This window comes from Streptomyces sp. NPDC051452 (assembly GCF_044454765.1).
In the GTDB taxonomy this organism is placed as follows: Bacteria; Actinomycetota; Actinomycetes; order Streptomycetales; family Streptomycetaceae; genus Streptomyces.
In genome coordinates this window covers 77,848-91,159 of sequence record NZ_JBITEB010000016.1, presented here as the reverse complement: position 1 = coordinate 91,159, position 13,312 = coordinate 77,848, and the positions used below count along the sequence as shown (strand labels likewise).

General features: G+C 68.0%; 12 protein-coding genes and 3 pseudogenes. 12 read left to right on the top strand and 3 right to left on the bottom strand.

Features of this window, described 5'->3' with window-relative positions:
- Positions 1-63: 63 nt before the first annotated feature.
- From ACIBA9_RS30005 to ACIBA9_RS29975, 7 genes and pseudogenes are all read left to right on the top strand, one after another.
- Complete coding sequence (locus tag ACIBA9_RS30005) at positions 64-495, top strand: hypothetical protein (RefSeq protein WP_399367888.1); 432 nt, start codon at positions 64-66, stop codon at positions 493-495.
- Positions 492-635, top strand: a complete 144-nt coding sequence (locus ACIBA9_RS30000; RefSeq protein WP_399367886.1) for a hypothetical protein — start codon at positions 492-494, stop codon at positions 633-635. The genes ACIBA9_RS30005 and ACIBA9_RS30000 overlap by 4 nt, the downstream gene beginning before the upstream one ends.
- 108 nt (positions 636-743) lie before the next feature.
- Positions 744-1,190: a hypothetical protein gene (locus tag ACIBA9_RS29995; RefSeq protein ID WP_399367884.1), complete on the top strand. Its 447-nt coding sequence runs from the start codon at positions 744-746 to the stop codon at positions 1,188-1,190.
- 216 nt (positions 1,191-1,406) lie between these two features.
- On the top strand, positions 1,407-3,476 hold the full coding sequence (locus ACIBA9_RS29990; protein ID WP_399367882.1) for a sensor histidine kinase: 2,070 nt from the start codon (positions 1,407-1,409) through the stop codon (positions 3,474-3,476).
- Between the two features lies 1 nt (position 3,477).
- The gene (locus tag ACIBA9_RS29985; protein WP_399367879.1) at positions 3,478-4,164 is read left to right on the top strand and encodes a response regulator; all 687 of its coding nucleotides are present in this window, start codon (positions 3,478-3,480) and stop codon (positions 4,162-4,164) included.
- A gap of 123 nt (positions 4,165-4,287) precedes the next feature.
- Complete coding sequence (locus tag ACIBA9_RS29980; RefSeq protein ID WP_399368078.1) at positions 4,288-4,521, top strand: hypothetical protein; 234 nt, start codon at positions 4,288-4,290, stop codon at positions 4,519-4,521.
- A gap of 59 nt (positions 4,522-4,580) precedes the next feature.
- A pseudogene (locus ACIBA9_RS29975) lies at positions 4,581-4,713 on the top strand (transposase); the annotation flags it as partial.
- Positions 4,714-4,740: 27 nt separating this feature from the next.
- On the opposite strand, the pseudogene ACIBA9_RS29970 reads toward ACIBA9_RS29975, so the two are convergent.
- A pseudogene (locus ACIBA9_RS29970) lies at positions 4,741-4,926 on the bottom strand (dsDNA nuclease domain-containing protein); the annotation flags it as partial.
- A 1,249-nt stretch (positions 4,927-6,175) separates the two neighbouring features.
- Between ACIBA9_RS29970 and ACIBA9_RS29965 the strand changes: the two are divergent.
- The 3 genes from ACIBA9_RS29965 to ACIBA9_RS29955 all read left to right on the top strand — a co-directional run bounded on the left by ACIBA9_RS29965 (position 6,176) and on the right by ACIBA9_RS29955 (position 7,835).
- Positions 6,176-6,610: a hypothetical protein gene (locus ACIBA9_RS29965; protein WP_399367877.1), complete on the top strand. Its 435-nt coding sequence runs from the start codon at positions 6,176-6,178 to the stop codon at positions 6,608-6,610.
- A gap of 9 nt (positions 6,611-6,619) precedes the next feature.
- Entirely contained in the window at positions 6,620-7,480 is an 861-nt protein-coding gene (locus tag ACIBA9_RS29960; RefSeq protein WP_388074588.1) for an alpha/beta fold hydrolase, read from the top strand.
- A 208-nt stretch (positions 7,481-7,688) separates the two neighbouring features.
- The gene (locus tag ACIBA9_RS29955; protein ID WP_399367875.1) at positions 7,689-7,835 is read left to right on the top strand and encodes a hypothetical protein; all 147 of its coding nucleotides are present in this window, start codon (positions 7,689-7,691) and stop codon (positions 7,833-7,835) included.
- Positions 7,836-9,578: 1,743 nt separating this feature from the next.
- On the opposite strand, the pseudogene ACIBA9_RS29950 reads toward ACIBA9_RS29955, so the two are convergent.
- Positions 9,579-9,894 (bottom strand): annotated as a pseudogene (locus ACIBA9_RS29950) (transposase); the annotation flags it as partial.
- Between the two features lie 313 nt (positions 9,895-10,207).
- Between ACIBA9_RS29950 and ACIBA9_RS29945 the strand changes: the two are divergent.
- On the top strand, positions 10,208-11,218 hold the full coding sequence (locus tag ACIBA9_RS29945; protein ID WP_399367872.1) for an aldo/keto reductase: 1,011 nt from the start codon (positions 10,208-10,210) through the stop codon (positions 11,216-11,218).
- A gap of 297 nt (positions 11,219-11,515) precedes the next feature.
- On the opposite strand, the gene ACIBA9_RS29940 is transcribed toward ACIBA9_RS29945, so the two are convergent.
- Entirely contained in the window at positions 11,516-12,559 is a 1,044-nt protein-coding gene (locus ACIBA9_RS29940) for an NAD(P)-dependent alcohol dehydrogenase (protein ID WP_399367869.1), read from the bottom strand.
- A gap of 94 nt (positions 12,560-12,653) precedes the next feature.
- Here ACIBA9_RS29940 and ACIBA9_RS29935 point away from each other — a divergent pair, with 94 nt between their 5' ends.
- Complete coding sequence (locus ACIBA9_RS29935; protein ID WP_399367866.1) at positions 12,654-13,250, top strand: TetR family transcriptional regulator; 597 nt, start codon at positions 12,654-12,656, stop codon at positions 13,248-13,250.
- Positions 13,251-13,312: the final 62 nt, after the last annotated feature.

The following is a 13,312-nucleotide window of genomic DNA, read 5'->3' as shown; positions in this document are numbered from 1 at the left end:
CTGATTCGCCGCCCTCTAGACGCTACCGTTTGATGTGAAGTCGGCACTGACGTGGGGGGTGTGGTGACGGGCATCGAGATCGCGGTCGGGTACCTGTTCGCGTGGGCTGTCCGGAAGGCTCAGCGCGTGGCCGGACGGGTGGACGGGGAGGTCGACCGGACGCTGGACGCCGGGATGGACCGCCTACACGAGTTGGTGAGCCGGAAACTCGGCAACGACCCCGCACTGCACCGGCTGACGGAGGAGGCGGCGAGCGGGCGCGAGTCGCCCAGCGACCGGACCCGCCAGCGAGTACTGCTCGCGCTGGAGGAAGCCGACGAGACCGATACCGGCTTCGCCGCCGAACTCGAGCAGGCACTAGCGCACCTGCAGTCCCTTGCCCCGACACCCGGCAGCCAACCGGGTGGGGACCACATCGAGTTCCACCACAACACCTTCAGCGGCCCCGTCCAGGCCAAGGGCGTCCAGCACATCCACCGCGGCGCCGCATCATGACTGACGGCAACAGACAGTACGGCGCGCAGGACGAGTTCGAGTTCCGCGACAACACTTTCCAGGGCCCCTTCCAAACCGAGGGCGTCCAGCACATCTACTACGGCGCGCCCCCGGCCACGCCTCAGCCACGGAAGTGGTAACGGCGGCGGGCGACCCGGGCGTTCGCGGCACTGGCGCTGGTTGTGGCTGCGGGAGGCGCGTACACGGTGTGCGCGCTGGGATCGTCCGCCGCACCGGAGGGGATCCCGGTGCCGCGGCTGGTGAATCCCGGTCATGCCAAGCTCCCGTCCAACGTACACCTCCAGGCGCAGGAGCAGTGCGGCTCCGGCGTCAACTACTACGCGGAGATCGCGGACGACTACGAGAAGGGACGGCAGACGGGGCAAAGGCGCCTGGGGCCGGCACTCGTCGACAACACCAGCCAGACTTCTTCCAAAGAGGCAGTACTGCTGGTGGGCATGCGCGTGGTGGACGTGCGGCGGAAGGCGCCTCCCACTACCGGCATAGCCGTTAAAAACGGGGGTTGCGGAGCGGGAGTGGACAGCGGGCAGGGCGACGCTGCGTTCTGCACCTGCCTGACACGCGAGCGGGCGCACGGCGTCGACGCCGTGCCAGCGCCGCGGGGCCGACAGACGCTGCTGCTGGAGCGCGTTCAGTTTCCTCACCTGTGCCGTGAGCCCCCTCATGCCCAATAGAGCGCTCGACAGTGTTTCGCTGCGCCGGACCGGGCACGGCCGGGGTCTGGAGCAGCGGCAGGCGCGGTTGTCGCCGAAGGCCTGGAGCAGGCCCCCTGTCGGGCGGCTGCCGCGCAGGTGTCCCGCACATCTGGGACGCTCATCCCTTGTCATCGGGATCACGCACCGTTGACGCTCTCCCTACTAAGCGTAGTGAAACGGTGAGGGTGAGTGAGCATGATCGAGAAGATGCAGGACTGGCTCAAGTGGCGGCTGTTCACGGTCGTTCGGGACAGGGGAAGGGGTTCGGGCTCTAGGCTCGCGTGGGCGGTATGGGTGCTCATCGTGGTGTTCGCCGGCCTGTCGGTCGCGTTGGTGGCGTTATCCCGGTCGGCGCCGCGGCCTGATTGGCATCCATGGGCGTTCGCGCTGGGTGAGCCGGTGTCGATCATCGCATTCGCCGTGCCCGGGCTGATTCTTGCCGCGCGGCGCCCGCGCAATCCTGCCGGATGGCTGCTCCTGCTATGCGGGACTGGGATGTCAGTGGACGATCTGGCCCGCGCCTACGGTGCCTATGCGCTCGTGCACGACGTTCCGGGCGGTGTCCTGGCAGTGTGGGCATCGGGTTGGCTGTTCGTGCTCGTCAGCTTCCCGTTCTTCTTCCTGCTGCTCCGCTTTCCTGACGGACGCCTGCCGTCGGCGCGCTGGCGGTTCGCCGCCTGGTATACGGGCGGATCTGCTGTGTTGGTGCTGATGGTGGGCGCTTTCCTGCCCGGTCCGGGTGCCTACGACTACTTCCCATCCGTGGAGAACCCGCTCGGCGTCCCGGCGCTGTCGTTCGTGCGCCCCGTCATCGGTGGCGTCACGGTGCTGTTCATTGTGTGCCCGTTCCTGCTAGCAGTGGCCTCGCTGCTGTTTCGGTTCCGCGGCAGTGACAGGGTCGCGCGCCAGCAGCTGGAGTGGGTGGCGTTGGCCGCCCTGGTGGCCACAGTGCTGGTCGGCGCCAGCGCGATCTGGCAGAACGCTCTCGGATCAGTCCTGGTCGACGTGGCGATGGTGGTCTTCAGTACGGGGGTCGTGATCGCCATCGTTCGGCGTCGGTTGCTTGACATCGACCGCGTCCTGAGTCGGTCGCTTCTCTTCGTCTTCTTGAGCGTGAGCCTGACCGCGCTATACGCCGGGTTCGTCAGCGTCTTCGGGCTGGTTTTTGAGCGTTCCCTCTCCGGCGCCGCCCCATTGTTGGGAACCGCAGTCGTCGCCGTTGCACTACAGCCACTGCGCGGCATACTGCAGCGGCTCGTCAGCCGGCTGGTGTACGGCCTGCGCGACGACCCATACGCTGTCATGGCCGACCTTGGCCGCTGCCTTGAGGCGACGGCGGAGGCGGACCGTGTCCTGCCGGAAGCGGTGCACACAACCGCAAGGGCGTTGCATCTGCCCTATCTGGCGATCCAGTTGACCCAGGAACAGGGGGAAGCCCTCGAAGTCGCCCGCTACGGCTGGCCGACGTCCGTGCCGGCGTGCCTGCCCCTGATCCACCGGGGACGGCGACTCGGCGCCCTGCTTGTGGGACCCCGTCCAGGCGAGAAATGCCTGACACCCGCCGATCTCCGTCTATTGCGCGAACTGGCCCGGCACGTGGCCACCGCGGCATCCGCAGTACGGGCCGCCGAGCAGGAACGCAACAGGCTCCGACGCGATCTGCACGACGGGATCGGCCCCAAACTCGTGGGCATCGGCTTCAGCGTCCGGGCCGCGCGCGCGAGCCTGGACCGCGCCCCGGACCGGACGGACCGCGCCCTGGCCCAAGCCCTGGACGGCATCGCCGCGACACAGTCGGCGCTGCGGCAGGTTGTCGCGGGGCTTCGGCCCACGGATGTGATCGTGCTCGGTCTGATCGGCGCACTCCGTAACAGCGCGCAACAGTTAGGCCTTCGCCTCGACGTAAAGTCAGCTGCTTCGCTGCCTCTGCTCCCCACCGACGTGGAAACCGTGGCCTTCCGCATCGGCGAGGGCGCGCTGACAAACGTCGCGCGGCACGCGCAGGCCGACCGGTGCCAGCTGGGTGTAACCGTACGGGACAGCATGCTGGTCCTGACCATCGAGGACAAGGGACGAGGACTCGACGGAGCCCCCGAGGGCGCCGGGATCACCGGTATGCGCGAGCTCTGCGCCCAGATCGGCGCGACCCTCGACATCACGACCCCCCGCGGCGGAGGCACCCGTATCGAGGCCTGTCTGCCGCTGGCGGACCACTCAGCCAAGGCAGGAGACGGTCCTGCATCGGATACCGGAGATCGGAGCTGACGTGAACCCTATCCGCGTACTCATCGCCGAGGACGAGCCCGTCGCACGCCAGGGGATGCGCGTCTGGCTCGAAGAGAGCGGCATCGAGGTTGTCGCAGAAGCCGACACTGGCGTGCAGGCCGTGGAAATGGCGCGGTCGCATCACGTCGACGTCGTGGTCATGGATCTCAACATGCCGGGCCAAGACGGCATCACGGCCACCCGCGAGATCCGCCGGACCCGGCCCCACACCAAGGTTCTGGCGTTCACTTCGTTCTCCGACATCCGGCACCTGCGCGCAGCCGTACGGGCCGGAGTACACGGATTCGTTCTCAAAGACCGTGAGAGCGACGACCTTATCCGAGCGGTGCAGGCCCTGGCCGGCGGCGAGGCCCACTTCGGCCCTGGAACCGCGGACCATGTGGTGGCACTGCTTCAGGAAATCCCAGAACAACCCCGCCCTGCCGCCCTGCAGGACCTCAGCACCACACAGCTGAAAATCCTCTCCCTCATGGCCGACGGTTACGACGACCCAGCCATCGCCCGCCTGCTCTTCCTGCAACTGAAGACGATTCGTTCCCGTGTCTCGGAGATAAAGGAGACGACCAGCCTGCGCACCCGCGCGGAACTGATCGCGCTCGCCCAACGTGCGGGAATGGGCAGTCCGTTCCCATCCACGTCCGCAGGAGAACTCCAATCCCCGTCTTGAGCAAGCGAGATCCCATAATGAGGCGTTCCGCGCACCTCCGTTCCGGGACAGATCACGCCCGAGATTGATGAGCAGACGGTCCGCACCGAGCGGCCGTCGTTCGGATATCCGATGGGGATCGCCATGACAGTCTCGCTCTCTCTCACGCTCGGCGTACCGGTACGGGCCCTGATCACGGAAGCCGTCGGCCGCGCAGCCCGGCGTCACGCCCAACACCGCGGATGGACACCGTCCACCCAGCAGCGCTTCGAACTCGCCGCCCGCACGATGGTGGGCCTCATGACCAACGCCACGCTCGTCGCCATCGACGCGGCCAACACCGGTGAGCTGCTGCTGAGGCTGGTCTCCCATGTGTGAAGTGGTCCGCTAGGGTCTGTTGCGAAAGTGGATCTTGTTCGGGCTGCGGTGGCGGACCCGGTGCCCCGTGGCGGGACGTGCCCGAACGCTATGGGCCGTGGGACCGGGTCTATGACCTGTTTCGGCGCTGCAGCGGGACGGCACCTGGCGAGGATCCTCACCCCGCTCCAGGCCAAGGCAGACGCGGTTGGCGACACTGTGCCGCTTGCCGGCTTCTTCGATGGTCTTCACCTGGCGGTATGCGGGCGCGCCACCGTTCCTACAGACGATGTCTTCCAGGTCCTCCCAGCGGACCTGAGTCCACATGCCCTCATGCATGTCGAGGCAGTCCAGAAGCGTCACCGCGTCTTGGTAGGCAAAGCCGCGCCGACTTCGGCGTCCGCCGTCAGCCGGCGCGGCAGACATCGACGGTGTGGTAATACACATGACGATCAGCGACCGCGGATGCTCGCGATCGCGTCCGGTCGGGAGCGGATCAGGTTCACGGTGTGCTTGTCCGCGTCCGGTGCCAGCGGCCGTCCCCACTCCCAATACCGGCGCAGCGTGTGCACCAGGTCATCGGCGTCCTCAGTACGGGGGTCGATCTCAGCAGGATCACCGGCACCCCGGCCGCCGGCGCCCGCACCACCAGGTCCGCCCGCTGGACGTACCCGCCTACGAGCCGGTGCGAGACCTCGGTGGCGAAGCCGAGCCGGTGCCCGATCCCGGCGCGGTGCAGTTCGGCCGCCGAGTGGAAGTGACCGCCGCAGCGCGGTCGTCGTAGCTGCCCGTAAGCAGTACCCCGGTGACCGGGGTGCCCACGCCCTCGGGGCTGTGGCCGGGGCCCTCGTGTCGTCCGGCGAGCGGGGTCACACCTCGGCTCGCCGGGCGATGCGCAGCCACTCGGGTGGCGGACATGGCGGTTGGAAGGGATGGGAGGTGACATGGACGCTGCCAGAGCCGATGCTGACCACCCCCGTGTCCGTGCCTGATCTCCGGCCTGGCTGTGCTGCGGATCCGAAGTTATGGGAAGTTATGGACAGGGTTTCCGGCTGTCCGTTGCCCACGACACATGGCCTGTGCCACCTGGTCGCACCGCTACCGGCGGCGCCGGGCCGCGCTGGAGTCGGTGTTCGCGGGTGTTCGCCACCCGGCACCCGTCAGCACCGTGGATGCTCTGCCCGTCGTCGACCACCCCGGACACCGTGCGGGAGCGGCCGACGAGCGCGGCCGTCGGCATGGAAGGCATCGTCTTCAAGCGGCTCGACGACCCCTACCACCGTTGGCCAGAGGGTGGCACGAGTACAAGAGCCACGAGACGACCGAGGCAATCGTCGGCGCGGTCACCGGCAACCCGGCCGCTCCCCACACCCTGCTCCTTCGAGCGGTTCAGGCCGTACTGGATCATGCAGTCCGCCGGGGCCGGCCGCATCTCCTCACCGTGGAGCCGCTCCGTCCGGAAGAGGTCTTCGCCCCAGAGCAGGATGAGGACCTCTGCGAAGGGTTCGGTCTGCCAGGGGCCCGCACCCGGATTGCAGGCGGCCGACAGGATGCCCAGGCTGGAAGGGGCGAGGCCGGGAAGTGGTCGTCGGCCGCGACGGCCGACGACCGGCCGATCACCGTGCCGGTGCGACGTCCCGGCGTACGGCAGCGACGACACGTCTCGAGGTGGCACATGACATCAGCGACGACGACCGAAGCGGCGGAGGAGTTCCGCCGGCTGAGCGACGACGATCCGGAACTGCAGGCCCACGGCACGTACTACTCGTGCAGCTTCCTGCTGGACATGGACCCCCACCGGTTCCTCGTGCGGATGCACAAAGGAAAGGTGGAAGAACTGATCACCGACCCCGAGCCATTGGCGGCCTACGACTTCGCGATCCGCGCGGACGCGGAGACATGGCAGGGCTTCTGCCGGCAGACGCCTCCGCCGATGTGCCACGGCATCTGGGCGGCCACATTCCGACGGGGTATGCGCCTGGAGGGCGATCTGCTCGTGCTCATGCAAAACCTGCGCTGCGTGACCCGGCAGCTGGAGCTGCTGCGCGTCACGGGCCCCCTCGGGCCGGCGGACGAGGCCGGGCCCGCCCCATCCTCTAGTGAGACGTAGGAGCTCCCCATGGTCAGCGGCAGGATCTCTCCGGTCACCGGCCACTACGTCGATGTCGACGTGGAGGACGCACAGTACAAGGTGTTCTACCTGGAGAACGGGCAGGGCACGCCTCTGGTGTGCCAGCACACCGCAGGCTGCCACAACCACCAGTGGCGGGGCCTCCTCGAGGACGAGGAGATCACCGGCCGCTACCGGGTGATCGCCTACGACCTTCCCCGGCACGGCAAGTCGGACCCGCCGTCGAACCAGGAGTGGTGGAAGGAGGAGTACCGGCTCACCGCGGACCACTTCACGTCCTTCATCGTCGCCTTCTGCGACGCCCTCGAACTGCAGGACCCGATCTTCATGGGGTCGTCGTTCGGGGGGAACGTGGCCCTGCAACTCGCCTTGCGGCACCCGGACCGGTTCAAAGCGGTGATCCCCGTCGAGGGCGCGGACTACTCACCCGGCTTCTACCTCGACTGGTGGCAGCATCCCCACGCCAATGCCGCCCAGGTGTGCGCCAGCGGCGTGTGGGACCTCATGGCACCGCAGTCCCCGGATCAGGACCGCTGGGCCACCTGGTTCTACTACACCCAGGGATCGGAGGCGTTCAAGGGCGACCTGTACTTCTACTCCGTCGACCACGATCTGAGGGACCGGCTGGACGACATCGACGGCGACCGGTGTCCCGTGATCATGTTGACCGGCGAGTACGACTACCTCACCACCCCCAAGGACGGGCGCCGGACCGCAGAGGCCATCCGCGGAGCGGAGTTCATCGAGATGAAGGAGATCGGCCACTTCCCGATGAGCGAGAACCACCCGCGCTTCGCCCAATACCTGGGGCAGGCCCTGGAGCGGATCGAGAAGCGGACCGGCTCCTGAGGCCACGGCGTACGTCCGTGTGTCCCGCACCCACGGTCGCACGCGTGCCACCGGCCACTTCAACGGCTGGTCACCACCCGGAGACCCGGACGTCAGCGAGGGCGCTGGAGCAGCGCGAACCGTGTGCCGTCCGGGTCCGTCACCTGGGCCAACGCGTCCGTGGGCCCACTCGTGGGCCAGTACCAGGACCCGGCGGCCGAGGCGGGCGATGTTTCGCTATGAACGGCAGTACGGGGTTCTCGCCGAAAGTCCCATGGACGGCTGGCAGGACCAGCCGGAGGCGGCCGAGATCCCCGCGGAGGAGTTCGAGCGGCTGTGGACTGAAGCACGGCGGGTTCTCGGTGATTCAGCCTGACCTGGCGGTGGCTTTGTTCACGAGTCACTCGTGAACAGAGCCGGCGACCCGAGCCTTCACCAGGACGACGCCGGTCACCGGCTCGCGGTGCATCGGAACGTGTAGGCCCAGTCGGCGTCACCGGCCGCTAGCCGGCATCCGGCTCACGGGGCGCCGGGGTCTCCAGGACGCCTCACAGTGGCACCTCCATCCGACGAGACGAGCCCGGCTCACCCCTTGGTGGGGCTCGACACCGGAAGGACGGCACCGGGGCGCCGGCGACTTCCGTCCTGGCTCCGCCTCCGGGCTGACGGCAGCGAGGCGCGGCGGGCCAGGCCGACGCGCAACCGGCTGACGGCGTCCCGACCCCGGCCGCAGCCGCGCCGCCTGTCCTTCCCAACCCGTCCTCCTTCACTCCAGCCAAGGGGCATGGGCAGAGCATCCGCAACGGGGATGTCACCATGCCGACCACGGCAAAACGGCGTGGTGACCTGCGCGGAGATAGGGACGTCCTGTGGTCCGTGCAGCACCTAGCGCAACCCTTGGCGCAACAGGCAGCGCAAAGAACGTTGTCCTTCGGTAGGTGGGCGGCGTGGCGGAGGAGGGGCTGATCGACCGCATCACGGTGTGGCGAGGCGACTACGGGAGCCGTTCCGTCCGGCGCCCAATGAGTCCAGCCACGTCTCGGAAGGGCCTGGCTTGAATTCGGCGGCTTGTTCCCCCCGGTGCTCACCCGACGCCCGGTGCGCCACACTGACCGTTCCGTCCTGTTGTCGCGCGGACCGGGAGGCCGGACATGACGAGCAAGCGTGATCGGCCGCGTCCGGCGAGGGCAGTGGGGGCCGTCGCCGTCGCTGCGGCACTGGCGTTCGGCATGTCCGCGTGCTCCGGCGAGTCGGACACCGATTGCACCGGTGGTGCGTACGAGGTGGAGTGCCATCCGGTGTACCGGCACCCGAGCAGTGCCCCGGCCTCCGTGTCGCCGACTGCGGCGCCGACACCTACCCGTTCGTGCCCGTCGGACTGGGCAGAGATGTGGAAGCAGGTGCACACGCGGACCTGGGACTTCGCCTGCCCTCCTCCCAGTCCTGTGGGAACCGTTCTACCGGCTCCGAGCGGTTGATCCCTCCCCCACGTCACCGGCAGGGTCGGGCGGTAGGGCAGGCCCGAAGAGGGTCTGCCCTACCGCCGGTTCAGGGTGTCTGGTCAGTCGGTGTGGCCAGTGGTCCGGGGCAGGGTCTGGCCGAGGCGGTGGACGGTGGTGACCGTGTCGGTGCGAGTGCGGTCACCGTCGCGTCGATGCCGAAGTGACCGCTCGCCCCGGCGACGGCGTGGTTGCGCAGGTACGGCACGCCCGGGAATCCGTCTTCTCCACCTGATCAGGTTGGCGCCGGTGCCGTTGCGGGTGTACAGCTGGACGAGGGTGCCGTCGCTCGTCCAGCAGCGCCCGGCAGCCCGATCCGGAACCGCGCCCGCCAGATCACCCTGCGCCCCGACAACCTCGGCACCATCCGCGCCGTGCTCGCCTTCAGTCCCAACGTCCGCGGCCTGGAACAACTCGACCGTCCGGCACAGACGACTCTTCTGCGCCGCGCCTTCGCCCGGTCCGCCCCCGTAGCCCCATGCAGTCTCGAAAACTCGACTTTGCGCCGTACTACTTCGACGCTGTCGGACGGATCCGCCTGCCCACTCGGCACAAAGGCCGCGTCGCCCTCGTCGGAGACGCCGCCTACTGCGCCTCGCCCCTCAGCGGCATGGGCACCAGTGTCGCCCTCGTCGGCGCGCGTCATCCATGTCCAGCAAGCCCGCCGCCCGCAACTCCGCCGACAGCATGCGGCCAGACGCCCGCTTCGATCCAGTCCCGCAGACGCCGCCAAGCCGTCACACCACTGCAGCCGACCCGCTCGGCCGGAACATCCCGCCGGCTCACGCTCTTGCACAGCACATGAACGATGCCCCGCAGCGCAGCCCGGTAATCCGCGGGCAACCGCCCGGGATACCGATACCGCCTCGCCGGATGAGCAGGCAGCAGCGGAGCCACACGTTCCCACAGGTCATCAGGAACAAGATCAGCAGACACCCAGCAGATCCTGCCGACACGCCACTCAACTGCCAAGCCCCACAACGAACTTCATTCTGAAACGATCAGTTGGTGATCGAGCGAAGATCGATCGTGGCGACGGACCCGCCAGGGGGGTTTGCCGTCGGGGGGCTGAGTAGTATCCCACGCGCTCGGCTGAGAATTGACAGTTTGATACTCGCTACCACTGGGTTCTCTGGCACGTCTGGCCGAAACGGTCGAAACCTGGCAGGGCGCATATGCCACCCGCCTCCGAATTCCGGACCAAGACGTATTTGCGTTAGGGCGCACTCCAACTCCTAGGTTCCGAGGCATGCGATACATCAAACTCGGAACGACCGGACTGGAAGTCTCCGCCATCACCCTCGGCTGTATGAGCTTCGGCGAGCCGGACCGGGGCGGCGAGCCCTGGTCGCTGGGCGCGGAGGCCAGCCGGGACATCATCAAGCAGGCCCTTGAGGGCGGCGTCAACTTCCTCGACACGGCCAATGGGTACAGCGCCGGAAGCAGTGAGGAGATCGTCGGTCAGGCGGTCAGGGACTTCGCCCGCCGCGAGGAGGTCGTTCTGTCCACCAAGGTCTGGATGCGGATGCGCCCCGGCCCGAACGGCGCGGGGCTGTCCCGCAAGGCAATCTTCGCCGAGCTCGACGCCTCGCTGAAGCGACTGGGGACCGACTACATCGACCTGTACCAGATCCACCGCTGGGACTACGACACTCCGATCGAGGAAACCCTCGAGGCGCTGCACGACGCGGTCAAGTCCGGGAAGGTCCGCTACATCGGAGCCTCTTCCATGTACGCCTGGCAGTTCGCCAAGGCGCTGTACCTGGCTGACCTGAACGGCTGGACCCGGTTCGTGTCGATGCAGGATCACTACAACCTCATCCACCGGGAAGCAGAGCGGGAGATGCTCCCGCTCTGCGCCGACCAGGGCATCGGCGTGCTCCCGTGGAGCCCGCTGGCGCGGGGCAGGCTGACGCGGGTCCGGGACACCGCCACGGCGCGCGCCGCAACAGACCCGGGCGGCAAGATCCTCTACCGCGACGGGGACCAGGCGGTGGTCGAGCGCGTCCACGAGATCGCGGGCAAGCGGGGTCTGTCCGCGGCCCAGGTGGCACTGGCGTGGGTCATGCGCAACCCGGCGGTTACCTCGCCCATCGTCGGGGTCACCAAGCCGGCCCAACTGACCGACGCGGTCGCCGCGGTGGACGTCGAACTCGACGAAGACGAGGCCGCCTACCTGGAGGAGCCCTACCAGCCGCACGAGGCCGCCTACCTGGAGGAGTCCTTCTACAAGCGGCAGCCTGTGGCGGGCTCCCGGTAGTCCGGGCTGCCGCCGGGCCTTCGGCGAGGCCTTGGCTCCAGTCTTCACAGCCCTGTGGTCGGCCCGGCGGTGCTTGCGGGCGGTCGCGCGCAACTGCATGATCCGCGCGCTGCCGCCAGCGCGGGTGAGCAGGATGCCCATCCCACGTGATGGCGCTCGTCGAAAACGACCACTCCCTGCTCGGGGGTGACCCCGGACCTGCTCGATGGATCTCCCCACCCATGCGGCACCTGATCTGCGTCCGGGCGGCTCTCGTGGTTGTCGCCGGACTTGCTGCTGGACAAGCCGCGCCGTCGGTCAGTCCAGGTCGGACATGTCGAGGACGAAGCGGTAGCGGACGTCGTTGTGCTGCAGGCGTTCGAGAGCCCTGTTCACCTGGGACGACGGCAGCAGCTCGATGTCGGCGGTGATGCCGTGCTCAGCGCAGAAGCGCAGCATGGCAGCGGTGGACGGGCGGCCGCCGCTGCCGGCGGAGCTGAGCTTCTTGCGGCCGATGAGGAGGTCCATGGTTTCCACGGTGACCGGTCCGAGGTTGCCGAGGTGGCTGAGGGTGCCGTCCATGGCGGTCACACGTAGGTAAGGAGCCAGGTCGTGGGGGGCGGAGATGGTGTCGATGACCACATCGAACTGATCGCGGACCGCCTTCATTTGCTTCGGGTCGGTGGACACGACGAATCCCTGCGCCCCCAGGCTGCGCGCTTCGTCAGCCTTGTCCGGGGTCCGGCTGATGACGGAGGTCGCGGCGCCGAGCCCGGTCGCCATCTTGACCGCGAGGTGCCCCAGGCCGCCCAGCCCGGCCACGGCAACGGTACTGCCCGGGCCCACTCCGAGCGCCTGCAGCGGTTCCCAGACGGTGACGCCGGCGCAGAGCAGGGGGGCTGTAGCGGCTGCGTCGAGGTTCGCAGGGAGATGGTAGGCAAACCGACTGCTCACGACGTACTCGCGGGAGTACCCGCCCAGTGTGGTCGATCCGTCCTGTCGGTCGGCTCCGCCGTAGGTCAGTGTCGGGAACTCTCGGCAGAAGTTCTCCTGGCCGGACTGGCACATGCGGCACCTGCCGCACGAGTCGACGATGTTGCCGACGGCCACGGGGTCGCCCGGGGAGAAGTCGGGAACCGCGCTGCCGACCTCGGTTACCACGCCTGTGAACTCATGTCCGGGTACGAGCACGCCGTTCGCGTCGCTCTCGTGCGCCTGCAGCGCGTGGAGGTCTGTGTGGCAGACACCGCAGTAGTCGACACGTACTGCGATGTCGTCCTGGCGCAGGTCTCGGCGCTCCAGCGCAGAGCGGTGCAGAGTCCGCGTCGCGCTGTCTGCCTGCCATCCGGTCGTGGGACGCATCTCTGACTCCTAAGACAGACTGTTCGGTCTATTTGACCGTAGAGGCATGCGAGCCAAGAAGCAAACAGACAAGTCTGTCTGTTAAAGTCCCGGTATGCCTGACCAGCCATCCAGCAGCCGCGGAGCCGCGACCTACCAGCGCATCGTCGACGCCGCCACCCAGGAGTTCGCCCAGTACGGCATCGCCGGTGCACGCATCGAGCGGATCATCGCCGCCGCACGCACCAACAAGGCACAGCTCTATGGCTACTTCGGCAACAAGGAACAGCTCTTCGACGCGATCTTCTTCGCCTCACTGGAGCGGATCACCAATGTCGTCCCCATCGACGCCACGGACCTCGCCGACTGGGCGGTGCGCCTCTACGACGAGTACCTCAGCCGCCCCGATCTGATCCGGCTCGCGACCTGGGCGCGCCTGGAGCGGCGCCCGACCGGGTATCTCGTGGCGGATCACGACCGCTACGACGACCACAAACTTCGCGCCATCGCAGAGGCCCAGGCCGCCGGACGCATCAGACAGGGAGACCCCTTCGACGTGATGGCCATGGTCATCGCCATGTCCATGGCCTGGTCTCCGGTGAGCAACGTCTACGCCGCCTCCATCCAGGAGTCCACGAGCGTGCACGACCAGCGGCGCACCCTGCTCCGAGACTGCGTAAGCCGCGCCGTCGCCCCGGACCGGGGAGCCTGAGCACACCACGACGGTTCAGTGCGGCGCACACACCCCACGAGCGTGCGGGCCCAGCCTTCACC